The organism is Desulfovibrio sp. JC010, assembly GCF_010470675.1.
Taxonomy (GTDB): Bacteria; Desulfobacterota; Desulfovibrionia; order Desulfovibrionales; family Desulfovibrionaceae; genus Maridesulfovibrio.
Map to the genome: position 1 here is coordinate 64391 of NZ_VOIQ01000004.1, position 25825 is coordinate 90215.

The window sequence follows — 25825 nt, forward strand, 5'->3', positions numbered from 1 at the left end:
ACACATAAACGATTTATTTATCAGCACCTTACCTAAAAACGCACAAAGTCCCTGAAGCAGAGCTTCAGGGACTTTGTGAATCAGACCATTAAAAAGTATTAATCAGCTTAATATTGGAATTTCACCGAAGATTGAGAGGCGGCAGCGAAAAATTCAGAAGCCTGATTCTGGTAGGCACGAATTCCCGCCATGTGTCTTGCGGAAGGACCTTGCTGCTGTTCTTTCTGTTCTGATTCATCAGTTTTTTCAGCGTTGATCCCGGCCACCTTTTCGGCCTGCAGTTCTTCTTCCTCAGAAACAACACCGTCTTTATTCAGATCTTTTTCTTCTTCGTCTTCTTCCTTGCGGAAGAAATTCTTTTCAAACTCAGACAAAGCCTCGGAGAATAAACTTCCGTCCCCCTGCTCCTCTGGCTGTTGCTCTTCACCTACTACAGAGTCTATGTCAGCCTGCGAGACTTTCCCGTCCCCGTCTGAATCAAGCATGTTGAATGTATCTTCATCCAGACCGCTATCTTCAAAGCCGACCATCTGCTGCGCGGCAGGATTAGGAGCCTTGGCGGCAACTTCTTCCGCCTGCTGCATCTGGACATCAAGCTTGCCCAGCTCGCCCTTTTCCTTCTGCAGCTTTTCAAGAACGGCCTGCACTTCAGTGGGAGTGACACTGCCATTCCCATCAGTATCGAGCTTGGAGAATTCTTCCTTGCTTAAACCTGACTCATCAAGAGTAAGGATGCCGTTACTATCCTTATCCTTCGATATCATTAATGAATCAAGAAAATCACCCTGCTGCCTTTGCTCTGAAATCCTTGATTCATCGGGAGCATAATTCGCACTCAGCTGCGAATTTTCAGGTCCGTCAATTCCTGAAATACTCATTATAACTACTCCTGATTTATCCCCATTTGACCGGGGGAAATAATTACCTGACAGAAAACATTAAGAAACATAAAACAATTATCATTCCAATACTCAGATGCAGAAACACAAATTAATCCATTGTTTATAGCTGTCTGGCATCTAAAAAAGACACCTCGCTCAATTAGAAATCTGTAGTACTGAGCTGTTACCACTGCCACTCCGTCCTTTGCTAATCTGCTTGGATCAACACAACAAAACAGGAGACAGACAATGGCTAAGAAAATTCTGATGATCGTCGGTGACTTTGTGGAAGATTATGAAGTAATGGTTCCCTTTCAGGCCCTGCAGGCCATGGGCTTTGAAGTGGATGCAATCTGCCCGGACAAAAAAGCCGGGGAACAGGTAGCTACTGCTGTTCATGATTTTGAAAGCCAGCAGACCTATCTTGAACGGCCCGGCCACAATTTCACCCTCAATGCCGACTTTGACAGCGTTAAAACCGGGGATTATGCTGCTTTGGTGGTTCCCGGCGGCAGGGCCCCCGAATACCTGCGCCTGAATGAAAAGGTTCTCGACATGGTCCGTGATTTTTCCGACCGCCCCGTTGCCGCCATCTGCCACGGACCGCAGCTTCTTGCAGCAGCAGGAACACTTGAAGGTAAAAAAGTTTCCGCCTACCCGGCCTGCGCACCTGAAGTTAAACTGGCCGGAGGGGAATATGTTGAAATCGACCTTGATGATGCCGTTTGCGACGGTAATCTCATAACCGCTCCCGCATGGCCCGCCCATCCCAAATGGCTGCGATTGCTGGTGGACCAAATCGGATAACCGGGTTTACCGGATAACCAGACAGGCGGGAGATAAGTTCACGAGGATATCCCAATGTGTGAAATATACGCCTCCACCCCGCCGCCAGAATATGAACAGCTGACCCGCTCCATCAGGATAAACGGAGCTGTAACCAGTATCCGTCTGGAACAACGATTCTGGAAAATTCTTGATGAGCTGGCTGAGGAAGAACAAACCAGCACAGGCAAGTTTATCTCAACCCTGCATAATGAGGCATACAGCCTCAATGGGGAAATCTCGAATTTTGCTTCCCTGCTGCGTGTTGTATGCACCACCTATCTGGTGAATAAGGCCGCCTGAAGCTGCTGTAATTCATAAGACTTAACAAAGCCCGCCATACTGATGGCGGGCTTTTTATTTAATGCTCGTTGACACGATTTTATGATACGTATACATCAAATACATATTGATTTTAAATAACATCCTTACAACCGCTGACCAAATCATATCTGAGGTGCTCATGAATAAATTTTTTACCGCTCTCCTGTCTCTGCTCATTACCCTGTGCATCTCCATTCCGGCCCTTGCCGGTACACGCACCATCACCGATATGGCCGGGCGTACGGTTGGAATTCCGGAAAAAGTGGAGCGGGTCATCTGTTCCGGTCCGGGCTGTTTGCGTTACCTGACTTACATTCAGGGGCAGGATATGATTGTGGGTGTGGATTCCATTGAGCACCGCAAGACCAGATTCGATGCCCGGCCATACGCAATCGCCAATCCGCAATTCAAGAAGATGCCGCTCATCGGTGAATTCCGGGGGCATGACAACCCGGAACTGATCCTCGGCCTTGAACCGCAGCCGCAGGTTATCTTCAAGACATACAAGGACATGGGCTACGACCCGGACGAACTGCAGGCCAAGACCGGAATTCCGGTAATCTGTGTTTCATACGCCAGTCTTGCTGCCAAACGAGACGTTATCTACAAGTCCCTGCAACTCATGGGCGAAGTCATCGGCAAACAGGAACGGGCCAAGGCTGTCTGTGACTTCATGGAAAGTGAAATCAGCGACCTGAAAAAAAGAACCGCAGGCATCCCCAAAGAAAAACGCATTGCCTGTTACGTGGGCGGCATTGCCAAAAAAGGTCCGCACGGATTTCAATCCACTGAACCGGCCTATCCGCCGTTCCGTTTTGTAAATGCCATCAATGTGGCCTGTCCGCCCAAGGGCAAAGGCAAGCCCCTGCAGCATGCCAATGTTTCCAAAGAGCAGATCGTTGCCTGGAACCCGGAAATCCTTTTTGTGGATATTTCCACTTCCCAACTGGGCGAAAACGCCGGGGCCATCCATGAAATCAAGACCGACCCGGCCTACCAGTCCCTTGACGCCGTAGCATCCGGCAAGGTCTACACCGTACTGCCTTACAACTGGTATTCACGTAACTACGGCTCCATCATTGCCGATGCCTATTACGTGGGCAAAGTGCTCTACCCTGAGAAATTCAAGGACATTGATCCTGCCGCCAAAGCTGATTCCATTTATTCATTCATGGTAGGCAGCCCGGTTCTGGATACAATGACAAAAGCCTTCAGCGTAAAAGGCTTTGAAAAGCTGGAGCTGAACTAGATTATGCACTTTGATGACGGACAAATACCTGCAGAGTATTCACATCATATCAGGCAGAAATCTTTATTTATCGCTGTGGGAATACCGCTGGCCGGAATCATGCTGATCACCTCCATCGGCATGGGTCCTGTCTCCATCTCCGGTCTTGAAACCCTGCTGACCCTGCTTGGGGATACGGTCTCCAAAAGATTTGACCTGATCATATGGAACATCAGGCTTCCGCAGGCCCTGACCGCTCTGGCCGCAGGGGCTGGTCTCTCTGTGGCCGGGGCGGTCATGCAGGCCATCCTGCGCAACCCTCTGGGCTCGCCGTTCACTCTGGGAATTTCCCACGCCGCCGCCTTCGGGGCCGCTGTGTCGGTCATGCTGCTGGACCTCGGCACCATGACCAGCTCCAACGTGGGAGCAGTGACCATCAACTCCCCCTACCTGACCACCATGGTCGCTTTCGGGTTCAGTCTAGTCGCCACCTTTGCCATCATCGCCATTTCCCGCACCCGCAGGGCCACACCGGAAGTCATGGTCCTCACCGGAGTGGCCCTTGGCGCACTTTTCACCGCCGGAACCATGTTTCTGCAATATTTCGCCGATGATGTGCAGCTGGCGGCCATGGTCTTCTGGACCTTCGGGGATGTGGCCCGGGCCACATGGACTGAGCTGGGCATAATCAGCGCGGTAACCGTCATCGCCTACATCTGGTTCACGGCCAACCGCTGGAATTTCAATGCCATCGAAGCCGGAGACGAAACAGCCAAAGGGTTGGGCGTAAAAGTGGAACAGGTACGCATGACCGGGATGCTGCTGGCCTCGCTGGTCACTGCGGTCATTGTTTCGTTTCTAGGCATAATCGGATTTGTGGGGCTGGTCTGTCCGCATATGGTCCGGCGGTTGATCGGTGATGACTACCGGTTTCTGCTTCCGGCATCCTGTATTGTGGGAGCGGTATTGCTGCTGGCTGCGGACACTGCGGCCCGGCTCATGCTGGCCCCCAATGTGCTCCCGGTATCGGTACTGACCGCCTTCCTCGGTGCTCCGGTTTTCATCTGGCTGATCATCAGGGGGAGCAAATGAACATCAGGGTAAACGGTATAAATTTCAGCTACAACGGCACCCCGGTACTTGAAGGGGTCGACTTCAAAGTGGACCGCGGCGAGCTGCTGGCCATCCTCGGCCCCAACGGAGCGGGCAAGACAACCCTGCTCAAATGCATGAACGCAATCCACAGGCCGGAAAACGGATCGGTACTGGTCAAGGACAAGGATGTGTTCAAACTTGCTTCCGACGACATTGCCCGTTTGATCGGCTATGTTCCGCAACGGGTGGAGCCAGCCCGCTTAACCGTCTTTGATGCCGTGCTCATGGGCCGCAAGCCGCATATCAAATGGCGGGTCCGCGACCACGATATCTGTATTGTGGATGCAGCCCTGAAGCGACTTTCCCTGAACCATCTTTCCCTGCGCTATATCGACCTGCTCAGCGGCGGGGAGTTGCAGAAAGTCAGCATTGCCCGCGCCCTCGTGCAGGAACCGGAAGTGCTTTTGCTGGACGAACCGACAAGTTCCCTCGACCTTAAGAACCAGCTGGAAATCCTGCGTACGGTGCGCGCTGTAGTCAAAGGGCACAAGGTCTCGGCCATCATGACCATGCATGACCTGAACACAGCCCTGCGCTATGCGGACAAATTCATTTTCCTCAAGGACGGCAAGGTCTGCGGGTGCGGCGGCAAGGATTCAATCTGTCCGGGGATAATAGAAGACGTTTATGGAGTGGAAGTGGAAATCGAAATGCGCAAAGGTTATCCGGTCATCCATCCCGTGGAAGATTTAGAGGCACTGGATTACGAGCACGAATTAGCCCACGGACATATTCATGAGGTAAGACAGTAATTTGCCTCCGGCGGCCCTTCGGGGACCCTGCCGGGGGCCTTAAACCCTTTTGCAAAAGGGTTTAAGAATCCCAAAACCTTTTATTAGTTTTAATTGTAATAATTAAAACGGCGAAGCCCTACTAAAAGTTTAGGAGAGTCCAGAGAACCCTTTCCAAAGGGTTCTTTGGCCCTCGGAGAGCCGCCGGAGGCATTCTTATGACTAGCTATTTTTCTGATGATACAATCAAACGCACCATTGAATTTCACGGACATCAGTGTCCCGGACTTGCTATCGGCATCCGGGCGGCAGAACTTTGCCTGCGTGAACTTGGGCATCATGACGACTCACCCATTGTTGCTATCTGTGAAACCGACATGTGCGGAGTGGACGCAATTCAGTTCCTGACCGGATGTTCCGTGGGCAAGGGAAACCTGATTCTCAAGGACCATGGCAAGATGGCTTTTACTTTTTACCGCCGCAAAGACGGCAAGGGATTCCGGGCCATGCTCAACCCTGATTTCATCGGCGGATTACGCGCGGAAATGGGCCGTCTCATGGGAGTTGTTTTTGAAGGCAACCCGACCCCGGAAGAGGAAGAAAAATGCAAAGAAGTCCGCGCTGAATGCGAAAAAGAGTACTACGCAGCTGACCTTGCGGACATGTTCCTCAAACAGGAACCGCAAATACGCATGCCCCGGCCTGCATCCATCCTGCAATCCCTTGTATGCGAGGATTGCGGGGAAGCGCACATGGAGTCACGTTCCAGAAGATTTGCAGGACAAACCCTGTGTTTGACCTGCTTCGAAAAAGTAGAACAGAAAATTTAAAAAATTTTCCGCAAAATAAAATTAAGCCCGCCTGTTGGAAAAACAGGCGGGCTTTAATTTTATGCAAGTTACTTAAACAAAGCAGCGAAGCTTAATAAAAGGTTTTGGGATTTTTAAACCCTTTTGCAAAAGGGTTTAAAGCCCCCGGCAGGGTCCCCGAAGAGCCGCCGGAGGCATCTCTTTAAACCGGATTCTTCACTTTGTAGAACATGCAGTAGAGTACCGGAACCACAAGCAGGGTAAGCACGGTGGCAAAGGCCAGCCCGGCCATGATGGTTACTGCCATGGCTGAGAAGAAGGCATCGGTAACCAGAGGAAGCATACCGAGAATGGTTGTTCCGGCGGCCATGGCCACCGGGCGGATACGACTAAGGGCCGAATCCACAACCGCGCGGTACGGCTCCTTGCCTTCCGCAAGCTCCAGATTAATCTGATCCAGCAGAACAATGGCATTTTTGATCAGCATACCTGAGAGAGAAAGGAAGCCGAGCAGGGCCATGAATCCGAAAGGTTCCCCGGTTGCCAGCAATCCGCAGGATACCCCGATGATGGACAGGGGCACGGTCAGCCAGATGATAGCCGGGACTCGCAGATTGTTGAAGAGCATTACAGTAGCAATGATCATAATCAGGAACGGACCGCCGAGGCTGGCCGCCAGACTGGTCTGGGCATCCCTTGAATCCTCGAATTCGCCGCCCCATTCCATGGTGTAGCCTGCGGGCAGTTTCATTCCCTCGATCAATGGACGGAGCTCCTTGAAGAGTACGGACGGCAAGCCCACAATGGGCTCACAGGATGTGGTGATGGTCAGCATGCGGTTACGGGTTTGCAGCTTGCCGGGTTCAATGTTGCTTTCAAAGCCTGAAACAACCTCTTCCACCGGAATCATACGGTTTGCTACCGGGCTGAATATCTGCACGTCCCCGATCTGGTTCACGTCCAGACGCTCCCTTGCCGGAGGGCGGGCCACGATGGGCAGAAGTTTATCACCCTCGCGGTAAACACCGATATTGGTTCCGGTAAAGAAAAGATTCATGGCCTTGGCCAGATCGGGACGGGTGATGCCCGCAATTTTAGCCTGCGCTTCCATAATTACCGGACTGAGCACTTTTACATCCTGCCGCCAGTTATCGCGGATGGATTCGGCATGTCCGGTTGCAAGCATTATGTCCTGTGCTTCAAGAGAAAGCTGACGCAGGACTTTTGTATCCGGCCCGCTGAAACGGACTTCAATGGAAGCCGAGCGTCCGGGACCGAGCTTGAATTTTTTAACCTTGGCTTCAGCCTGCGGGTAGTTCTCATTCACATATTTTTTGTAGCGGGCCATGACTTCCCCGGTGGTCTCGTAATCCTTCACTTCCACCAGCAGCAAGCCGTAGGATGAAGCTGTTTTCTCCGGGGAATAGGTCAGAATAAAACGCGGCGCGCCCTGCCCGGTAAAGGTGGAGACATTCTTGACCTGCTCATCTTCGAGGATCACCCCGGCCAGTTCATTTACATCTTCCGCTGTGGCCCGGATATCGGTGCCCTGCGGCAACCAGTAATGGAGATAAAAACGGGGCTGGGTGGAATCCGGGAAAAAGCTCTGCTTGACGAATCCGAATCCGTAAATGGAAGCGGCGAGCATAACCACAAGGGTCGCCATGGTCAGCACCCGGCGGTGCAGGCAGAATTCAAGAATCCCGCGGTAGACGCGGAAAAGGATGCCGCCATAAGGATCTCTATCTTCGCTGACCTTGGGACGCAGAAACATCTCGCAAAGCAGCGGGGTCACGGTCACAGCGGTAATCCAGCTCATCATCAAAGAGATAAAAAGAACAATGAACAGGGAGCGGCAGAATTCACCTACCTTATCCGGGCTGAGGCCGATTCCGGCAAAAGCCATGATGGCGATAATGGTGCCGCCGAGCAGGGGCCACTTGCTCTGTTCCACAACATCCACAGCGGCCTGAATACGGTCCATACCTTTCTGGTAACGGATCAGCACCCCTTCAATGACCACAATGGCATTATCCACCAGCATACCAAGGGCGATAATCAAAGCTCCGAGAGAGATGCGCTCCAAGGCCACTCCGGCCATCTGGATAAATATGAACGATCCGCAGATGGTGATCAGCAGGATTGCCCCGATAAGCAGACCGGACTGCATGCCCATGAAAAGCAGCAGTACGATGATAACGATAGCCACGGCTTCGGCAAGGTTGATGACAAAGGAGTTGACCGCGTTGTCGACACGGCTGGGCTGGAAGTATACTTCTTCCACATTGATGCCCACCGGGGTCTGCCCCTGCAACTGCTGCAATTTGGCATTGATGGCATGGCCCAGTTCAACCACGTTGGCCGCCGGGTTCCCGGCAATGCCGATGCCTACAGCATTATTGCCGTTGAAGGACATTATCTGAGAAGGCGGACTCTGGTAACCTCTGTGGATTTCCGCCACATCGCGCAAAGGAACAAGCCTGCCGGAACCATCACGGATAAACAGGTCCCCAAGATCCTCAACAGATTCCACCCCGCCAGAAGGAGCTATTTCAATATATTCCCGTCCAACCCGGACGTTACCGGATTTGACCACAAGGTTGCGGTTGGAGAGGGTATTGTAGACAGAGTCGAGGGAAACACCCAGCTGTGCCATTCTGGCCCGTGAGATTTCCACGAAGACGGTCTCCTGCTGTTCCCCCCAGACCGTAATCTTGGCAACGTTATCCACCAGCAGCAGCTGTTTGCGCAGGAAGGTCACATAGTCCTGCAAATCCTGCTGGGAATAACCGTCCCCTGTTACCGAAAGCAGGATGCCGTAAACATCACTAAAGTCATCAATAACAAGGGAAGGCCCTGCCCCGGGGGGAAGGGAGGACTGGGCGTCACTTACCTTGCGGCGGAGTTCATCCCAGACCTGGGGCAGGGTTTCCTTATCATATTGGTCCTGCACCTCCACGGTGACAATGGATTGTCCCCGGTTGGATATAGCAGTTACCTTCTTGAGTTGTTTAAGCTGCTGGGCCGCCCCTTCGATTACGTCAGTGACTTCATCCGCCACTTCTGAAGGGGTTGCACCGGGGTAGTTGGTAACCACCAGTGCTTCCTTAATGGTAAACTCAGGGTCCTCAAGGCGGGGCATATCCAGAAAAGCCTTTACCCCGCCGAGGAAAAAAACAATTGTAAGAACCAGTGAAACGGTTTTCTTTTCAATGGTCAGCCGTGCAAGACTCATCCGCGGCCCCCGATTCTACCCTTGAGGATTTTCACTTCCTGCCCGTCACGTAGGTAATGGGCACCGGAGACAACAACCTGTTCACCGGGGTTGATACCCTCATAAACTTCAAAGCTCTTGTTGACGATCCTGCCGACCTTGACGATACGCTTTTTCACCGCGCCATTATCATAAACCCAGACAAATTTATCCTGATCCGGATAGCCCACTACGGCAGAAATAGGCACTGATACGGTCTGAACGCCCTTGATCTCCGGCATACTGGCCACAACCTCAGCGGTCATGCCCGGATGAATGGACAGCCCGTCAGGGTTTTTCATTTTCAGGGTTACCTCATAGGTCTGGGTTTCAGCATTAGCCTTGGTCTGGTATTCTTTGATATCCAACTTGAATTCCCGGCCGGGATAAGTTTCAAATTTCGCACGGGCCTTAAAATCATAGCTGTCTTTCTTAATAATTCCACGGACCCAGATGTTTTCAGGAACATCTACAACAACATCAAGGGAAGAAGTATCCTCAAGCTGGACGATGGACTCCTTGGCCTGCACAAATTCATGGTTATCAACGGATTTTACAGCGATAGTCCCGCTGAAAGGCGCAACAAGGCGGGTGTACTGCAGGTTGAGCTTGGCCCGGCGCAAATCCTGAATAAGTGAATTAACCGTGGCCCGACTGCTTTCAAAGCTGGACTGGGCCGAATCAAAGGCGGACTGGGCCACTGTGTCTGATTCCAGCAGCTTGGCGTTGCGGTCATAGGTGAGTTTTGCTTCCTTCATTACCGATCTGGCTCCGATGAGCTTGGCCTCAAGGTTGGCGATGGCAGCCTGAAAATCACGCTGATCCAGTTCGGCTATAATCTGGCCCTTTTTAACGTAATCCCCTTCCTTGACCACAAAACGTTCAATCTGCCCGGAGACACGGAAGGCCAGTGTTGCTTCGCGTGTAGCCTTGACCTTACCGGGAAATTTACGCAACTCCGGCGCATTGGCGTCAGTTATTTTCAGGACCCTTACCGGACGCACAGGCTGTTCCACATGAACTTCCTCTTTGCATCCCGGCAGAAGCATCATTGCCAATATCAAAAAAATCAGTTTGTTTCGCATGGTTCTCCCCCCACTGCTTTTGTTTAAAAAATATTAATCAATCAGTTGATTAATTGCTGGTTAAAAAAAATTATCCCCAAAGGGCCGGGCTGCCTGACTTCAGCAAAGCAGTTACAATTTCCTTGTAAGCCCCGACTTTGTCATCATCGTCTATGTAATTTCCTCCGCCCAGCAGGTAATCGGAAAAAATAGTCCCGATGACCGCAGTGAATGTAATATCTCTGACATCTTCAGGATGTTTTATGTTGCCGCCGGTACGGGCAAGAAACTCTTCAAAAAGCTCCCAGCCGCTATTATATAAACCATCCCGCAGGTCCTGCAGTTCAGGGCTGTCATGATTAAGTTCCCGCAATCCGATCAGATAGACATCCCGATTCTGGCGGGCATCATCCAAAAACATTGCAACATTCAGTTCCACCAGTTCGTCATGGTCCTTGGCCCCGGTCATGGATTTCCTGATGACCTCGATCATGCGCTCTTTGAATGAAGTAAAAATTTCACGCAACAGCCCGGCCTTACCACCGAAATAGTAAGAGATCATAGCACTGTTCACATCAGCTTCGCGGGCGATATCCCTGATTCCTACTGAGTTGAAAGAGCGTTCGGCAAAGAGCTTGGCCCCGGCATGGAAGATTTTTTCGCGTTTTGTCATAGGGCGTATCTAATCAAGTGATTAACCTTTGTCAATCACTTGATTAATTTTTGCGAAAACAAATTACTACCAGAGATTCTTGGTATCCAATGGCTTGGGTTCAAGATTATTAGGGTCTAACTCCTTAAGAATCTTTGGTGCATCAGCTTTTTTGCTGATATTGACGACTTCCACCCTGCGGTTCCGGGCGCGACCTTTCTTGCTCTCATTGGAAGCGATGGGCTGTTCTTCGCCCATGCCGGCAATCTCAATGCGGTCGGGGTCGATATTGAAATGAACTGCAAGATAATTTTTGACTGCCTCGGCTCGTTTGAGGCTCAATGTTTTGTTATACGCACTGTCCCCGGCGGAGTCCGTATGCCCCACCAAGCGCACCTGCATGGAAGATCCGGGACCGGAAGTAAGTGCATCGCCAAGAGAATTCACCACCGGGTATGTCTTTTTACTGATCTTGGATGAATTGACCTTGAATTCGATCTTTAAAAATGCCCGTCCGCCCGGATCGGTAATCATACGCAGAATATCATCGGAATTGGCGGCAAAGCCGTCCTGCCCGGCATAAGCAAAAGGCACACAGCTAAAAATAAATATGATCAGGAAAACCAGTTTCTTCATGGAGACCTCCGGGCAAAGTATTCAGTAATACCCTTAAAATACCCTGCCTAAGTTCTTTGGGCAAGGCTTTCCAACCAGACAGCAGTACCTTTAATAATCCGGCCTTGAACGGCCTTTTTTAAGATCGGAACGTTTCTTCTTGTTATCCAAACGTTTGCGCTTGGCTGAATAAGGGACTTTGGTTTTGCGCCGCTTACGGACCGGCTTCAGGGCATCGGCCAGCAATCTGGTAAAACGGGTAACGGCTTCCTCTTTATTGCGGAACTGGCTGCGGTGTTCTTCGCAGGATATCTGCAGTTCCCCTTTAGTATTGATTCTTGCGCCCAGCTTACTGATGATCAACAGCTTCTGATGTTCGCTAAGGCTGGAAGATTCCTGCACATTGAAGACAAGGGTAACCTTTGAAGATGTCTTATTAACATGCTGCCCGCCGGGCCCGGAGCTGCGGCTGGTCAGAAAACTAATTTCATTATCGGGTATGGACAATGTTGAAGTGATACTTATCATAGCTATCGGCTGGATATTCTGTCTTTTGTATGCGTATGTGGCGTACGCAGTCTTTAAGTTCGGTGCTTCGGGTCTTGCATCGTTCTTACTTTTTTTCAAGGAGAATTTATTATGAAAATCGCACTTCCCTCCAGAGATGGAATGGTTGACGGTCACTTCGGACATTGTGAAGCTTTCACCATCTACACTCTGGATGAAGCCAAAAATATCATCGAAGAAGAAAAACTCACCCCTCCCCCGGGCTGCGGATGCAAATCCAACATCGTGCCCACCCTCGCTGAAAAAGGTGTAACCGTACTGCTGGCCGGCAACATGGGTCAGGGAGCGGTGAATCTCTTGCAGAACAGCGGCATTCAGGTTATCCGCGGATGTGGTGGCGAACTCAAAGAAGCGGTTGCCCAGTGGGCGGCAGGAAACATCACCGATTCCGCAACCGTCTGCGACGACCACGAATCCTGCGGCAACCACTAGAATCAGATCCAAAGACCGCAAATTAATCACTTGGAGATAGAAACATGAACGAATGTCCCTGCGGTTCCGGCCAGTCTTACGAAGGCTGCTGCGAACCCTACATCACAGGAAAAGAGCCTGCACCCACTGCCGAAGCACTCATGCGTTCCCGCTACAGTGCATTCGCCGTTAAAAATGTAGACTACCTCGGCGACACCCTCGCCCCGGAAAGCAAGCATGACTACGACGAAGCACAGGTAAAAACATGGGCGGAAACATCCACATGGCTCGGCCTTAAAATTGTTTCTACCTCCAAGGGATCTGCAGATGACGAGACCGGAGAGGTTGAATTCATCGCCAAGTTCAGGCAGTCGGGAGCGATCCACACCCATCACGAGGCCAGTCGTTTCGAAAAAAGAGACGGCCACTGGCTCTACCTTGATGGTGACATCGTACCTCCCATGCCGATTAAAAAAGACAAGAAAGTAGGACGCAACGAGCCCTGTCCCTGCGGCAGCGGCAAGAAATACAAGAAGTGCTGCGGTTAAGCGCAAGCTTCTACAAGTCCTGATTGTTGATAAGCAAAACCCCCGCTTCGGTGTGCCGGAGCGGGGGTTTTGTTTTGGATTAGCCCCGGTGAACACACCGGGGCTGCCATATTACTTCAAATCATCCATCAGATCTTCAGGGAACTCGTTGTCTTTGTCTTTTAAGACAGGATGACGGTCATAGAAACCGTCAATGGGCTCAAGCTCAACATTACAATCCGGGCATTTGCCGTTTTCAGGCGTTTTAACACGTTCAACTCCAAATGGAGTCTGGCATTTGGGGCAGATTGTGCCTTCTTCGGGATACTTTTTAGGAAGCTTATATAGTAGCCCTCCTAATATTACACACAGGCCAAAGCCTGCCCCCAACCACCTACCTGACAAACTTACCCGCATTCCCCTCGAATAAACATCTGCATGTGGGTCCCAAGGCCTGTCATAGAGAATCATGCAAAGACCTACCACTAGGAATATCAGCCTCTCCGGCCTAATGTATTTATTGTCAAAAATCACAGACAACACACTATCAACAAAACGATCAAATTTTGTTTTATTTTCTGAAGTGCTCTTTCGTTCCACTCTATATGTCCTTCGCCTAAACTTTACTAAGCACAAAAAACGGCTTCCCACTTAAGTAGGCAGCCCCGGTGAACACACCGGGGCTGCCATATTACTTCAAGTCATCCATCAAATCTTCAGGGAACTCATTGTCTTTGTCTTTTAACTCAGGATGACGATCATAAAAACCCTTGAGAGGCTCTAACAATAATCCACATTTTGCACATGCTTTATTCGCCGGAATACGTACAGCGGTAAATGTTGTCTCACATTTAGGACAAATCATATCAACCGAAGATACCTTTTGATACTTTCTACGAACTGCACAAACGATAAGCACTAGCCCAGCAATGGTCATCAACCATCGTCCCCAAAGACTAACTGGTTGCCCTTCAATACTAGTCGTTGCCGAGTCAAGGAAAGGCATACTCCAACCAATTAGATATAATCCTAAAAAGATGGATATGACTTTGCTGAAAACAAATCTCCACCATTCTGCATCTTTTATTTTATCTTTTAGTTCCATTTGAATTTCCACCAAATCTTGATTTCGCAGCTCCATATAACTTTCCAACGTTACCAACAAAATCCTTTCCTCCAGAAGCAAGTCCCCCTAACTGCCCTCCTATGCTTTGGGCCGGTAATGAAGTTGGATCTTGGGCTGTAGCAAAATCATACCCTTCTTTTAACCCTCTTTCGACTATAGGCATTGTCGAAGCCTTAGCCGCCCCCCGCTGCATCAAAGAGCGGTAAGCGTTCGCCATGGCCGGACCGCCCCCGGCGGCATAAGCCGCAGCAGCCTTCGGAGCCATGCCCGCTGCAATAGCAGTGTTAAAAGCGTTTCGAAAAGCTTCATTATTTTTATACTGATCCACTACTTCCTTGGAAGCCTTGCCTGCTGCTTCCAAACCATCCTTGAAGGCTTTTCCGGCTGCTTCGGAACCTTTTGCTATAGCCTTCTTAGTTCCCTCGGCACTCTTTTTACCGAGTCCGTCCATCCCTTTTGAAATTTTGCCCGCTGAATTTTTCAAACCGTCAGCAATTTTTCCAAAAGTACCTTTATCCTTTTTAGAGCCATCGCTTTTGTCAGGCGCCTGAGGCTGGGCAGACTTGCTTGGAGTGCCGGATTTTGCGGGTTTATCAGGGGTTCCACTATTGGAGTTTTCATGTGGATTGGGACTGGGGGCTTGTCTGTCGTGCCTTTGGGCTAAACTTCCAGTCCCACCCTCAGTCTTTTTGTTCTCAGCGGCATTCCCGCTTGGTTCTTTTGAAGAACCAGAAGCAGCAGGCTCTCTTAATGGACTTTTAGACCCTGAACGTTCACTAGATGCGTCACCGCCAGAGTCTTCCTCTGATTCTTTCCCTTCTGAGCTTCCTGACTCTTCACCCCCCGAATTTTCAGAATCTTCTCCTTCTTCTCCAGAGGACTCTTCACCATCGTCTTCAGAACCACCGGAGCCCTTGCGTCTTCTGAACTCTTCATCAATCTCCTCTTCATCCATAGGCGGCCCCGGCATCAATTGGGGTTTACTACCTCCGTCACGCTCCTCATCGTATTCAAGGGTTCGGTATTCACCCTTGTCCTTCTCGCGGTCGTACCTGAGGGTGTAAGAGTCCTCACTCTCCTTCTTAAGCCCCATCCGATCCAAAAAATTAACAGGATCATCATGGCAATACCCATAAACATCCACATCGCCGCCTTCAAACCCGATGGGATCGGGAGTAATGAAGCGTCCGATGGAAGGGTCATATTCGCGATGGCCGAAGTGGACCAGCCCGGTGTCCTTATCGTGCAGGCCGGATGCGAAGCCGAGCGGCATATTCATGCGCTCATTGGTATCGACAATCATATTTCCGAACGAATCACGGATAATTCGTCTTAGCTCATTTCCGCCATCATCAGCAACCATATAAACAGTGCCGACCTGATCGGAAGCGAGGAAATAGACCGTATCATTAACCCGCATGGCAATGGGACTGCCTGCGTCGTTGTAAGCGAAGTCGGTGCGGTTGCCGAACTCCTCGGTGAGGGCTTTAAGCGTGGTGAAGTCATGCCAGAGGTAAGTTTCCACAACCTTACCGTTGACGGACTTGGAAGTGCGCTTGCCTTCAGGGTCAATGGTGTAGGAAATGCGGCGGCCATCCGGGAGTTTGACCTGCTGCAACTGTCCGGCGTGGTTGTATTCGTAGCTGGTCACAACACAGCCGTCCTGTTTCCTGATCAAGCGGCCTTCAGCATCATAGGAGTATTTTACATTCCCGGCCTTGATCAGCCGCAAGCCGGAACCGTATGTGAAACGGCGTTGCCCGGTCTGGGGAGTGGCCCCGAAATAACGTTCACCGTACTTGCCGTACAGGTATTCCTCGACGAGCTGCTTTCCTTTCCAGACCTTGTGAAGCCTGCCGCCGGCATCATATTCGTAATGAAGGTGATGATTCAGGGGTTCAAGGGTTTGCAGTTTTTCAAAGATGCGCCCGTCCTCGTTCCTTGCGGTTGCCAGTACGGAGAACGGTTCTTCCGTATCGGGGGCTGCAAATGGAATAATGCGCACACCGTCTTCGGGATCGAATTCCACGCCGTCACGCTCGAATTCATCGTGTAAATCTTCGCCTGTGCCTGCTTGCGGTTGTTGCGGTTCAGGTTGTTGTCTGGGTGCAAATTCCTCAATTAACGCTTGACCGTATTCTGTCCGGGCCAGATCCTGCGCCAGCTTCATATCCTGATTCGCGAACATGAACCGGGCATGGGCCGCGCGCTTGATCCAGTTGTAGCGTTCCATGGCCTCTTCCCACTCCCGCTCCATGAGGGACCAGCGGGCCTGCACTTCGGGTTTACGCATGGACGGATACATGATCTCGCCGTCCTCGAAACCGGAAAGATCCCGTTTCGGCTCCACCAGCTTAGCCCCGGTGTAAATGTCTACAACTTCCCACATGTGTTCGAGCTGCATTTCCGGTGCTTCTTTCTCACCGTACAAACAGAGCCCGACGCTCAAGTCTTTGCGGTTTTTTCTCCTCAGTTCAAATTGTCTTGCTGCATGCATAGCAAATATCCTTTGTTTCAGTTTGCGGCAAAAACACATAACAACCTGTTCATTATGATTTTTTCACCCTTAACAGAACAAAGGATAGCGTCAGGGGCGGACCTGAATCAGGTGGTTCAGGTCCGCCCTGAAAAAAACAAAGCCCCCGGCACATACGCACCGGGGGCAGCAAGCAAAACAAATCCTATAATAAATCTATGAAGTAAGCCCGTGAACGGAATCGCGGACCCAGAAAAGCAGATTGAATTTCTCGGTGAGACCTTCCCTGATCTTGTTCAGGGTGGCTTTATCCATGTCGTGGATACGGATGAAAACGTGACGCATATTTTCCTGCTCCGGTTCGTAGGAGGTCAGGATGGACATTACCCGACCGCCGTTGTCCTTGAGGTAGTCAAGTACGCCGTTAAGGGACCCCGGCTCATTGGAAAGGGCCAGACCGACCTGCACGCCGCCGTCCAGCACACCGGTTATGGAGATCAGCACCTTGAAAACATCGGTGTTGGTGATGATGCCTACGGGTTTGTTTTCCGCATCAACAACCGGGATACCGCCGATCTTATTTTCTTCCATGACCACTGCGGCTTTTTCCACGGTATCTTCAACAGAAACGGTGATCACCTTGCGGGACATGATGTCCTTGATCTTGATTTCCGAGAGCAGGTAGTAAAGCTCATGCATATCAAGGGTAGTGGCCTTGGAGGGGGATGCTTCCTTGATGTCGCGGTCTGATACTATGCCCACCAGCACGCCGTCTTCGTCCACAATGGGCAGCCTGCTGATGTCGTTATCCTTGAGCAGCTTGGCGGCTTTCATCATGGAACGGTCGTGGGTGACAGTGATTACGTCCTTGGACATCCAGTTTTTAACCAGCATATGGAACCTCCTTGGGGCCGACGGCCTGTGCTATGTCTATAAGATGCTAAACTTCTCCATTTTCCTACTATATGATTATATAAACAAAGGACTGCGGTCAATCTTCGCTTACTAAAAAAGCAGTGATCCTACATTTTTGCAGCAGAATTTAATTCTTGCACCCTTCCTTGCGCCCTGCCTTACGAAAGAACAGCCCCGGCTTGATGGCCTGATGGTCACAGCGCAGTACCGCCTGCGTGCCGGAATGGATAACATCTTTGGGTTCACCGTTGGTGGCTTCAAAAGAGTAGCTGCCCGCTGTGATGAGCGGCCTTTCCAGACCGGGGACGATCAGCTGCACGTCGCAATCTTCTTCCCAGCGGGCTTTGACTGAAAGGAGCCAGCTGCCGTCTTCGCGCTGTTCCAGAACACGTCCCACCACGGGCTTGCGTTCCTCCTTGCTTGGTGGCTGGGCAATGGTGCTGGGGCCGGATTTCTTGAAGAACGCGGTGGTCAGCGGACGGGTGGCGGCGTTGGTCAATTCATCCATGGCGTTTCCGGGCAGCGGTCCGCCCTCCTTGGCCTTGTCGATGACTGTACGGTACACATCCACCACCTGTGCAAGATAAGAAGAACTCTTGGTTCGGCCCTCGATTTTAAGGGAAGCAATGCCCAGTCTGGCCAGCATGCGCACGTAATGAACCAGGCAAAGATCCTCGGCTGCGAAAAATTCTGTATAACCGTCATGCTCCACCGCTTCCCAGACATCCTGACCGGGCCGGGTCTTTTCTTCCACGCGCAACCCGGTGGCCTTGTATTCAAAACGGCAGGGATGGGTGCAGCGGCCCATGTTTGCGGAACGGTCATTGAGCCATGCACTGAGAAAACACCTTCCGGAAATAGCCATGCACATGGCCCCGTGCACGAACATCTCCAGCTCCATATCCGGGCATTTTCCGGCAATGTCGGTCACGTCGGCTGCGGAGAGTTCACGGGCGAGGTTGACCCTTGCGGCCCCGAATTTCTGCCAGAATTTTGCGGCCTCGCTGTTTCCGGTATTGGCCTGCGTGCTGATATGCACCGGGATATCGGGCAGGATTTCCGAAGCAAGCATGAGCACACCGGGATCGGCAATGATCATCCCGTCCGGCGGGCACTGGGCCAGCTTTTCCAGATCGGCGCGGACCTTGGCGAGATCCTTTTCCTTGGGATAGGCATTGACGCAGAAATAAGCCTGAACATTATTCTTGCGGCAGAGTTCAAAGGCTGCGGGCAGTTCTTCCCATTTGAACCCGGCCCCGGCGGAACGCAGGTTCAAATCCCCTGCTCCGAGATATACGGCATCCGCGCCGTAGGTGACGGCGGTTTCAAGCTTTTCCATGTTCCCGGCCGGGCAGAGCAGTTCCGGCATAGCATCAAGGATCGGGCGGGCAATATCAGGGTTATCGGATTTTTCTTCTGTGTAGGTCATATCGGTTGATTCGAATAATGATTGTTAAATTTTAAGTCCTCTGGACTGCCTGAAGGCTTTAAGTCCGTCAAGCACGCTGTGGTGCACAAACAGGCCCCCGGCCCCCTTGCCGAGCTGGATATCCGGCTTCACATAGCCGTGGAAATCCGAACCGCCGCTGGGCAGCAAATCATATTTGCGGGCCAGACGCTTGACGCGGTCAGTCATATCAATGGTGTGGGAGCTGTAATAGACTTCAATCCCCTGCAAACCCATTTCCTTTAAACGGGCCACTTCCCGGTCCAGCACATCGTCATCGGTGCTCAGCAAGTATGGGTGGGCAAGTATGGGGGTCGCATCGGTTGAGCGCAACAGCTCGAATGCATCCTCGGCCACCAAATTGTCTTTGGGAAAATATGCCTTGCCGTTCTTGCCCAGATAGTCATTGAAAGCCTCATCAAAACTCTTCACATATCCCTTCTGCATCATAATCCGGGCCATATGCGGTCTGCCGATGGTTCCGGCGGCCTGACCCTGCACTTCTTCCATGGTTATGTCAAAGCCGAGTTTCTGCAGGTTGGAGACCACTGTTTCATTACGAATTATGCGTCTGTTGCGCACCTCATCAAATACGCGCTTGAGCCGCTCCGAATAGGGGTCCACCCACAGGCCGACAATATGCAGTACCCCGACCTTGCTTTCCACGCCAAGCTCGCAGCCGGGAACGACTTCAATTCCGGCTTTTACCCCGGTCTCAAGGGCTTCGGGCAGACCTTCCATGGTATCGTGGTCGGTGAGGGCTATGGCGGTAAGTCCGGCCTGTTTTGCAGCGCGGACAAGCTCAGCTGGGGTAAATGTTCCGTCTGAGGCGGTAGAATGGGTATGCAGGTCGATGGCAGACATAAAAATCTCCGATAACAGCTCTTAGAAATGCGGGGTTGAGGAATTTGTTTTCTATAGTTATAGGGTAGTGATCAAACAATGCGCAAGGAGTACCTTCATGACTCTTAATAAAGAATTGATCGATATTCTCGTCTGCCCCAAGTGCAAAGGCGAGCTTGAACTTCTTTCCGGTGAAAAAGGGCTTGGATGCGAAAGCTGCAAAGTCGTCTACCCGGTAAAGGATGAAATCCCGATCATGCTTGTTGACGAAGCCGTTCCCGCTGATAAGTGGGAAAACAAATAATCAAAAATACAAACAGTGCGGAGCCCGGCCTCTTTCGGCTGCCCGCAAACAAAACAGGAGTTTCCATGTCCCAAGCCAAAGACGGCGACAAAATCCGCGTCCACTATGCCGGTTCCCTCGAAGACGGAACCGAATTTGATTCCTCTTACAAAAGAGGCGAGCCTCTTGAGATCGTTCTCGGTCAGGGCATGCTGATCAAGGGTTTTGAAGACGCCGTCAAAGGTCTCTCCGCCGGCGAAAAAGTAAAAGCTACCATCAGCCCCGAAGAAGGCTACGGCCCCTACCACGAAGAGCACACCTTTGAAGTGGACCGCAACCAGATTCCGCCGGAGATCAACCCCGAAGTGGGCATGATGCTTCAGGTCAACACCGATCAGGGTGTTACCAACGTAACCATCAAATCTGTATCCGATGAAAAAGTTGTCCTCGACGGCAACCACCCCCTCGCAGGGCAGACCATGATCTTCGAGATCGAACTGCTTGAAATCCTGTCCTAATTCTCACGGGCCTTGCGCCCTGCTTAGGAAGATCAATCCCCCGCATGATTATTCATGTGGGGGATTTTTATTTATATCAGCATCTTAAGACATTAAATCTAAATTTTTCTGTAAAATTTTATTTTTCCAATGTTGACAACCTAAACTGGATGCATATTTCTACTGCAGACGAATAGAACAGGAGGTTATTTATGGTTATCGACTTTGGTTCATTCTATAACTTTCCGTATGAGTTTGATAAAATATTCAGTGACGTCTTTAATCCTCACCACCACAACAGGAGAAAAGCATCATATCCTCCGCTGAACATCAGCGAAGATGGAAGAAACATATATATTCGTGCGGAAGTTCCGGGAATTTCCATTGAAGACATGGAAATCACCATTACTGCTAAAAATCTTACACTTAAGGGAGAACGCAAACTTCCAGAAGGAAGATATTTCAGACAGGAAAGACCTTCCGGTGCATTTCAAAGAATCATTTCTATCAACACTACTGTTGACGTGGACAATGTCTCTGCTTCAGCAAAAGACGGAATATTAAGTATTGTTCTTCCCAAAACAGAAGCTTCAACACCCAGAAAAGTTGACATTGCTGTAGAATAAAGGAGGTTCAATATGAGTGAAGAAAGAAAGATGGAACAATTCAGCCCCGCAACCGATATCGTTGAAAGTGAACAGGGCTTTTACATGTATGTGGACCTTCCCGGCGTAAGCAAAGAAGAGCTTGGTATCGACCTTGACGAAAACACTCTCATTGTTTCAGGCAAGGCAGCTGCCGCCCTCGGCGAAGGCGAAAAGTTCATCGATCAGGAATTCTGCGAAGGCCAGTACGCCCGCAGATTCACCATTGCCGATATTGTGGACCGGGAAAACATCAAAGCCAATTTGAAAAACGGCGTGCTGGAACTCTTCCTGCCTAAAATGCCGGAAGTCCAGCCCCGAAAAATTAATATTACCAGCGAATAAAATTCCTCACTCCTTCACACCATACACCCCTCACGAGAAAGGCTCCCTTTACCACGGGGAGCCTTTCTCATTCTGTCTATAAAATACCATCTGCGGCGCAAAATGAATTGCTGGGGTGCTGCGAAGCCTACCTGACGCCCTGTTCGTTTAAAAACTTTCCAAAATCCTTATCTGTCTTCAAAATATGATCCCGCAGCCAGTCGGCAAGAAACTTGAAAACCTTGACCGGTTCAATCTCATTTTCCGAACGGACAAAATTATGCAGGGTCTTAGCTTTGATGGCAAACTCGTCATGCATTTTCAAGTGTCCCTCAGAAGCAGGATACCCGTGCTCCTTCATCAGTTTTTCTTCCGTTCCAAAATGGGCCGCTGCGTAGGCATTCATATCCTTCACCAACTCAACAAGAACTTTTTCTTCTTCCATATTCTTTATAGAGTCATAAGCCTTATTGATCATGCCGATAAGCTGCTTGTGCTCGCTGTCAATCAACTCAACTCCGACAGAATAACTGTCATCCCATTCCAGAATAGGCATAACTGCTCCTTTACCTTCAAAATTTGTTTTCGCAACCAGACTTCAAAACAATACTTTCCCATATCACGTTTGGACTAGAAAAACACTATTTCCTGACGACTTTGGTTTGCCCGCAAAGGACGTTTCTGGTAAACCGCAATAAACCCTTCCAAGGAGGAAACAAAACATGAAAATCTTCAAAATATTACTTGCCAGCGCACTTTTATGCGCAACCATTTTTGCCGCAACCGCCAATGCTGCCGGAAACACAGTTTTCGTAAAACTGCAGACCAGCATGGGCAACATCGTACTCGAACTCGATAAGGAAAAAGCTCCCGGCACCGTGGAAAACTTCCTGCGCTATGTGAATGAAGGCCACTACAGCGGAACCATTTTTCACCGCGTCATCGACGGTTTTATGATTCAGGGCGGGAACTTCGATAAAAACATGAAAAAAAAGCCCACCCACGCACCCATCAAAAACGAAGCCCGCAACGGCCTGTATAACGACAAATATACAATTGCCATGGCCCGCACCAATGCTCCCCACTCCGCCACCGACCAGTTCTTCATCAACGTGAAGGACAACGCCTTCCTGAACTTCAAGTCCGAATCCGGTTCCGGATGGGGCTACGCTGTTTTCGGCAAGGTCATCGGCGGTAAGAAAGTGGTAGATAAAATCGCCAAGACCGTGACCTTCCGCAAAGGCCACTTCAATGACGTTCCGGTTAAGCCCATCACCATTATCAAGGCTGAAGTGCTTAAGCAGTAAACGCAACACACCCTGATTTTACAATACCCTGCCGCAATGCGGCGGGGTATTTTAGCATTTAGGAGGTTCATGTGCGAAATTATTCCAACGTGTCCTATTTCACCACAGCTCTCATCCGTAGATTGCTCATAGCCGCGCAAAGCCAATACACTGACAACAGCAGGCTCTTCTATCAGTTCGGCAACGCAGAAGCGCAACTCAAAGATTTAGAGCAGCTCAAGGAAAGACCGGAATTATCCCTTGAACAGGTACTTGAAGACAAGCAGGAACAGTTTGCCCAGGAACTCAATAATAAAACTTTTCTCTACTCCCTACTAAAGGAAAAAGACAAAAAAGACTTACTGCTCGACCTTTCCGCCTACGCCCTTTTAGGCAGGCGGCGCGTCAAACTTCCGTATTACGGTGAAAACAACATCAGGCTACGCAACGATCTTGTAGCCAGGCACGAGCAGGCTGCACTTGCCGATCCGGAATTATTAGAGGCCGTCAGAAAAAAATGGTTTACCGACCTCTTTTCACTCTTCCAATACACACACAACGGCTTCGACTTTAAACTGTACACAATATCTGAAGAATTATTCAGGCACAAACACAATCCATCATACACAGTCACCGGCGAGAGCCTGAATGTCGCTGTAAGCGAAGGTGATATAGTTCTGGACTGCGGTGCAGCCTTTGGAGATGTTTCCCTGCAGTTCGCGGAAAAAATCGGTGAATCCGGCCATGTGTACTGCTATGAACCGTACCATCTGTTTCTCAAAGTGTACGAACAGAACATGCTGATGAATCCGGAACTGGCCGCCAGAACAACCCTCATAGACAAAGGTGTCTGGCATGTTGACGGAGAAACATTATCCTTTACGGAAGAAGCAGGAAATTCCCGCATAGACGAGGGCAGCCATTCATCATTCAAAATAACAACAACCACCATTGATGAAACTGCCTCCAAACTCAACTTATCCCGTGTTGATTTCATAAAAATGGATATCGAAGGTGCCGAACTGAATGCCTTGAGAGGGGCTGTAAACACTCTGAAAGAATTCAGGCCCAAACTTGCCATATCCCTCTACCACAACCCCGAAGACTTTTACACGATTCCATTTTTCCTTAATTCATTATACTTGGGCTATGAATTTTCAATCAATCATCACGACACGAATGAATGGGAAACTGTTCTATACGCTAAAGTTAAAAACTAAACCGGAGGAAATGCCATGCGTCATAAAAATACAATCGTTCTCGCTTTCGTACTCGCCGCAGCTTTTACCATGAGCGGATGCCAGTCCGCATACTACAAGACCATGGAAAGCTTCGGCTACCATAAGCGCGACATCCTCGTTTCCAACGTGGAAAAGGCCCGGGAGTCACAGGAAGAAGCCAGCGAGCAGTTTAAGAGCGCACTGGATAAATTCAGTGCCCTGACAGGATTCCACGGCGGCGACCTTCAGGAGACATACGAACGCCTCAACGATGAATACGAGGCCAGCGAAGCCGCAGCAGCGGATGTGCGTAAAAGAATAGATGCTGTTGAGCAGGTCGGGGAAGACCTTTTCGATGAATGGAATACGGAACTTGACCAGTACACCAGCAGAAAACTGCGTAACGAAAGCCGGGTCAAGCTCTCCAAAACCAAAAGCAAGTTCAAAAGGCTGCTCTCAGCCATGCGCAAGGCAGAAAAGAAAATCGATCCTGTACTCAATGTCTTCCGCGATCAGGTCCTCTACCTGAAACATAACCTCAATGCGCAGGCCATTGCTTCCCTCAAGTCCGAGCTGACCACCCTTGAAGCCGACATCGGACGCCTGATCAAGGAAATGCAGCGTTCCATTGATGAAGCTGACGCTTTTATCAAGGAATTGAAGAAAAATTAAGAATGCCTCCGGCGGCCCTTCGGGGACCAAAGAACCCTTTTGAAAAAGGGTTCTCTGGACTCTCCTAAAACTTTTATTAGGCTTCGCCGCTTTGCTTGGCAGATCATCATTAAACGAAAAAATCCCCGGCACTTAAAGTACCGGGGATTTTTTTCGCGCTTGTTAAGTCTTTTGCAGCGAAAAACGGCTAACCGTTAACCACCTGCAGCTGTTTTTTTACAAATTCCAGTTCGTCTTCAGATTTACTTCCGGCCATTTCAGCCAGTGCCTGAGCACAGAATGTAAGCATTACATCCGTATCCAGCCCCAGAAGGATGGAACCGTTAGATACGATGCAGGTCTCGCCCTGATCTTCCATCAGGTAAGCCCTTCTGTCGCGCTCCTCACCATTTCTGGTTGCAATGGAATAACCTGTGCGCCCCTTCTCGGTACTGTAAATCTTTTCAGATACCAGCTCCCCGCTGTCCTCGTTGTAATTGAGGGATTCACTTTCAAGCTTTCCGATAAAGGAAATCTGGCCGCCGAAATCATTTTCCAGAGTCACCCTTTTCAGGGCAGCTGACTTTTTCATGATCCTTGTCCACCACTTTTTTCAAATGGGCAGTTTCAGTTGCTCAGGACCGTCCTTATCTCCCTTTTCCTTCTTCGGAGCCGTCTGCAGGCCGGATTCAATATATTCCAGCAGGGAACTTTCCGGCACACGCCACTGGCTGCCGACCTTAATTCCTCGAATCTTCCCCTCCTGAACCAGCCTGTAGGCCGTTCTGGGATGGATTCTCAGCGTGTCGGCAATCTCTCGAACCGTGTATAGCGTAGGCGAGGGAGTCAAAGCCTTGTCCTGATTTTTCAAAATTACACTACGATGTAGCCCTTATGACACTATTTGTCAAAAAATGTCAAAGAAATGCATTCATGTCTCTTTATTTCTGCCACAATACTCCAACAAGCATCAAATCAACCGAAATTACAGCAAAAATAACCCCGCCCCCCCTTGCAAATGAAAACCGTCTGCAAAGATTCGTTGAAAATATTTTCCATTTTTTTCTTAAA

30 protein-coding genes are annotated in these 25825 nt (G+C 50.1%); 15 read left to right on the forward strand and 15 right to left on the reverse strand.

Annotation, left to right across the window (positions count from 1 at the left end; all coding sequences use genetic code 11):
* Positions 1–107: 107 nt before the first annotated feature.
* Positions 108–878 (reverse strand): EF-hand domain-containing protein, encoded by a 771-nt coding sequence (locus tag FMR86_RS05625; protein WP_163350114.1) that lies wholly within the window; start codon positions 876–878, stop codon positions 108–110.
* A gap of 252 nt (positions 879–1130) precedes the next feature.
* Here FMR86_RS05625 and FMR86_RS05630 point away from each other — a divergent pair, with 252 nt between their 5' ends.
* From FMR86_RS05630 to FMR86_RS05655, 6 genes are all read left to right on the forward strand, one after another.
* The gene (locus FMR86_RS05630; protein ID WP_163350115.1) at positions 1131–1688 is read left to right on the forward strand and encodes a DJ-1/PfpI family protein; all 558 of its coding nucleotides are present in this window, start codon (positions 1131–1133) and stop codon (positions 1686–1688) included.
* 54 nt (positions 1689–1742) lie between these two features.
* Positions 1743–2009: a ribbon-helix-helix domain-containing protein gene (locus FMR86_RS05635; RefSeq protein ID WP_163350116.1), complete on the forward strand. Its 267-nt coding sequence runs from the start codon at positions 1743–1745 to the stop codon at positions 2007–2009.
* 160 nt (positions 2010–2169) lie between these two features.
* Positions 2170–3279 carry an iron ABC transporter substrate-binding protein gene (locus FMR86_RS05640; RefSeq protein ID WP_163350117.1) on the forward strand — a complete coding sequence of 370 codons (1110 nt, stop codon included), beginning with the start codon at positions 2170–2172 and terminating at the stop codon, positions 3277–3279.
* 3 nt (positions 3280–3282) lie between these two features.
* Entirely contained in the window at positions 3283–4350 is a 1068-nt protein-coding gene (locus FMR86_RS05645) for an iron ABC transporter permease (RefSeq protein WP_163350118.1), read from the forward strand.
* Positions 4347–5165, forward strand: coding sequence for an ABC transporter ATP-binding protein (locus FMR86_RS05650; RefSeq protein WP_163350119.1), 819 nt, complete (start codon positions 4347–4349; stop codon positions 5163–5165). Before FMR86_RS05645 ends, FMR86_RS05650 begins: the two co-directional genes overlap by 4 nt.
* Positions 5166–5362: 197 nt before the next feature.
* Complete coding sequence (locus tag FMR86_RS05655; RefSeq protein WP_163350120.1) at positions 5363–5974, forward strand: FmdE family protein; 612 nt, start codon at positions 5363–5365, stop codon at positions 5972–5974.
* 181 nt (positions 5975–6155) lie between these two features.
* On the opposite strand, the gene FMR86_RS05660 is transcribed toward FMR86_RS05655, so the two are convergent.
* From FMR86_RS05660 to arfB, 5 genes are all read right to left on the reverse strand, one after another.
* Positions 6156–9188, reverse strand: a complete 3033-nt coding sequence (locus FMR86_RS05660; RefSeq protein WP_163350121.1) for an efflux RND transporter permease subunit — start codon at positions 9186–9188, stop codon at positions 6156–6158.
* On the reverse strand, positions 9185–10291 hold the full coding sequence (locus FMR86_RS05665; RefSeq protein ID WP_163350122.1) for an efflux RND transporter periplasmic adaptor subunit: 1107 nt from the start codon (positions 10289–10291) through the stop codon (positions 9185–9187). Before FMR86_RS05665 ends, FMR86_RS05660 begins: the two co-directional genes overlap by 4 nt.
* 70 nt (positions 10292–10361) lie before the next feature.
* Positions 10362–10943, reverse strand: a complete 582-nt coding sequence (locus FMR86_RS05670; RefSeq protein ID WP_163350123.1) for a TetR/AcrR family transcriptional regulator — start codon at positions 10941–10943, stop codon at positions 10362–10364.
* Positions 10944–11009: 66 nt separating this feature from the next.
* Positions 11010–11558 (reverse strand): OmpA family protein, encoded by a 549-nt coding sequence (locus tag FMR86_RS05675; protein ID WP_163350124.1) that lies wholly within the window; start codon positions 11556–11558, stop codon positions 11010–11012.
* Positions 11559–11648: 90 nt separating this feature from the next.
* Complete coding sequence (gene arfB, locus FMR86_RS05680) at positions 11649–12065, reverse strand: alternative ribosome rescue aminoacyl-tRNA hydrolase ArfB (protein WP_163350125.1); 417 nt, start codon at positions 12063–12065, stop codon at positions 11649–11651.
* Between the two features lie 111 nt (positions 12066–12176).
* Here arfB and FMR86_RS05685 point away from each other — a divergent pair, with 111 nt between their 5' ends.
* Both FMR86_RS05685 and FMR86_RS05690 read left to right on the forward strand, forming a co-directional pair.
* Positions 12177–12536: a NifB/NifX family molybdenum-iron cluster-binding protein gene (locus tag FMR86_RS05685; protein ID WP_163350126.1), complete on the forward strand. Its 360-nt coding sequence runs from the start codon at positions 12177–12179 to the stop codon at positions 12534–12536.
* Positions 12537–12580: 44 nt separating this feature from the next.
* Positions 12581–13063, forward strand: coding sequence for a YchJ family protein (locus FMR86_RS05690; protein WP_163350127.1), 483 nt, complete (start codon positions 12581–12583; stop codon positions 13061–13063).
* 111 nt (positions 13064–13174) lie between these two features.
* Here FMR86_RS05690 and FMR86_RS05695 read toward each other — a convergent pair whose 3' ends face one another.
* The 6 genes from FMR86_RS05695 to FMR86_RS05720 form a co-directional block, all read right to left on the reverse strand.
* Positions 13175–13642, reverse strand: coding sequence for a hypothetical protein (locus FMR86_RS05695; protein ID WP_163350128.1), 468 nt, complete (start codon positions 13640–13642; stop codon positions 13175–13177).
* 91 nt (positions 13643–13733) lie between these two features.
* Positions 13734–14147 carry a hypothetical protein gene (locus FMR86_RS05700; protein ID WP_163350129.1) on the reverse strand — a complete coding sequence of 138 codons (414 nt, stop codon included), beginning with the start codon at positions 14145–14147 and terminating at the stop codon, positions 13734–13736.
* Positions 14131–16665: an RHS repeat-associated core domain-containing protein gene (locus tag FMR86_RS05705; RefSeq protein WP_163350130.1), complete on the reverse strand. Its 2535-nt coding sequence runs from the start codon at positions 16663–16665 to the stop codon at positions 14131–14133. Before FMR86_RS05705 ends, FMR86_RS05700 begins: the two co-directional genes overlap by 17 nt.
* A 195-nt stretch (positions 16666–16860) precedes the next feature.
* Positions 16861–17538 (reverse strand): CBS and ACT domain-containing protein, encoded by a 678-nt coding sequence (locus FMR86_RS05710; RefSeq protein ID WP_163350131.1) that lies wholly within the window; start codon positions 17536–17538, stop codon positions 16861–16863.
* 148 nt (positions 17539–17686) lie between these two features.
* The gene (locus FMR86_RS05715; protein ID WP_163350132.1) at positions 17687–18988 is read right to left on the reverse strand and encodes a peptidase U32 family protein; all 1302 of its coding nucleotides are present in this window, start codon (positions 18986–18988) and stop codon (positions 17687–17689) included.
* 24 nt (positions 18989–19012) lie between these two features.
* Positions 19013–19870, reverse strand: coding sequence for a PHP domain-containing protein (locus FMR86_RS05720; protein WP_163350133.1), 858 nt, complete (start codon positions 19868–19870; stop codon positions 19013–19015).
* Between the two features lie 97 nt (positions 19871–19967).
* Here FMR86_RS05720 and FMR86_RS05725 point away from each other — a divergent pair, with 97 nt between their 5' ends.
* The 4 genes from FMR86_RS05725 to FMR86_RS05740 all read left to right on the forward strand — a co-directional run bounded on the left by FMR86_RS05725 (position 19968) and on the right by FMR86_RS05740 (position 21618).
* The gene (locus FMR86_RS05725) at positions 19968–20153 is read left to right on the forward strand and encodes a Trm112 family protein (protein WP_163350134.1); all 186 of its coding nucleotides are present in this window, start codon (positions 19968–19970) and stop codon (positions 20151–20153) included.
* A gap of 65 nt (positions 20154–20218) precedes the next feature.
* Positions 20219–20650, forward strand: coding sequence for a peptidylprolyl isomerase (locus FMR86_RS05730; protein ID WP_163350135.1), 432 nt, complete (start codon positions 20219–20221; stop codon positions 20648–20650).
* 191 nt (positions 20651–20841) lie between these two features.
* Positions 20842–21255: an Hsp20/alpha crystallin family protein gene (locus tag FMR86_RS05735; protein ID WP_163350136.1), complete on the forward strand. Its 414-nt coding sequence runs from the start codon at positions 20842–20844 to the stop codon at positions 21253–21255.
* A 12-nt stretch (positions 21256–21267) separates the two neighbouring features.
* Positions 21268–21618, forward strand: a complete 351-nt coding sequence (locus tag FMR86_RS05740; protein ID WP_163350137.1) for an Hsp20/alpha crystallin family protein — start codon at positions 21268–21270, stop codon at positions 21616–21618.
* Positions 21619–21745: 127 nt separating this feature from the next.
* Here FMR86_RS05740 and FMR86_RS05745 read toward each other — a convergent pair whose 3' ends face one another.
* A complete protein-coding gene (locus FMR86_RS05745) occupies positions 21746–22153 on the reverse strand; it encodes a bacteriohemerythrin (RefSeq protein WP_163350138.1) in 408 nt (135 codons plus the stop codon).
* A 166-nt stretch (positions 22154–22319) separates the two neighbouring features.
* On the opposite strand from FMR86_RS05745, the gene FMR86_RS05750 reads away from it, so the two are divergent.
* From FMR86_RS05750 to FMR86_RS05760, 3 genes are all read left to right on the forward strand, one after another.
* Positions 22320–22904: a peptidylprolyl isomerase gene (locus tag FMR86_RS05750; RefSeq protein ID WP_163350139.1), complete on the forward strand. Its 585-nt coding sequence runs from the start codon at positions 22320–22322 to the stop codon at positions 22902–22904.
* Positions 22905–22975: 71 nt separating this feature from the next.
* Complete coding sequence (locus FMR86_RS05755) at positions 22976–24103, forward strand: FkbM family methyltransferase (protein WP_163350140.1); 1128 nt, start codon at positions 22976–22978, stop codon at positions 24101–24103.
* A gap of 15 nt (positions 24104–24118) precedes the next feature.
* Positions 24119–24775 (forward strand): DUF2959 domain-containing protein, encoded by a 657-nt coding sequence (locus FMR86_RS05760; protein WP_163350141.1) that lies wholly within the window; start codon positions 24119–24121, stop codon positions 24773–24775.
* A gap of 187 nt (positions 24776–24962) precedes the next feature.
* Here FMR86_RS05760 and FMR86_RS05765 read toward each other — a convergent pair whose 3' ends face one another.
* Positions 24963–25346: a hypothetical protein gene (locus tag FMR86_RS05765; RefSeq protein WP_163350142.1), complete on the reverse strand. Its 384-nt coding sequence runs from the start codon at positions 25344–25346 to the stop codon at positions 24963–24965.
* Between the two features lie 21 nt (positions 25347–25367).
* Positions 25368–25625 (reverse strand): helix-turn-helix domain-containing protein, encoded by a 258-nt coding sequence (locus FMR86_RS05770; protein WP_239057155.1) that lies wholly within the window; start codon positions 25623–25625, stop codon positions 25368–25370.
* Positions 25626–25825 lie beyond the last annotated feature (200 nt).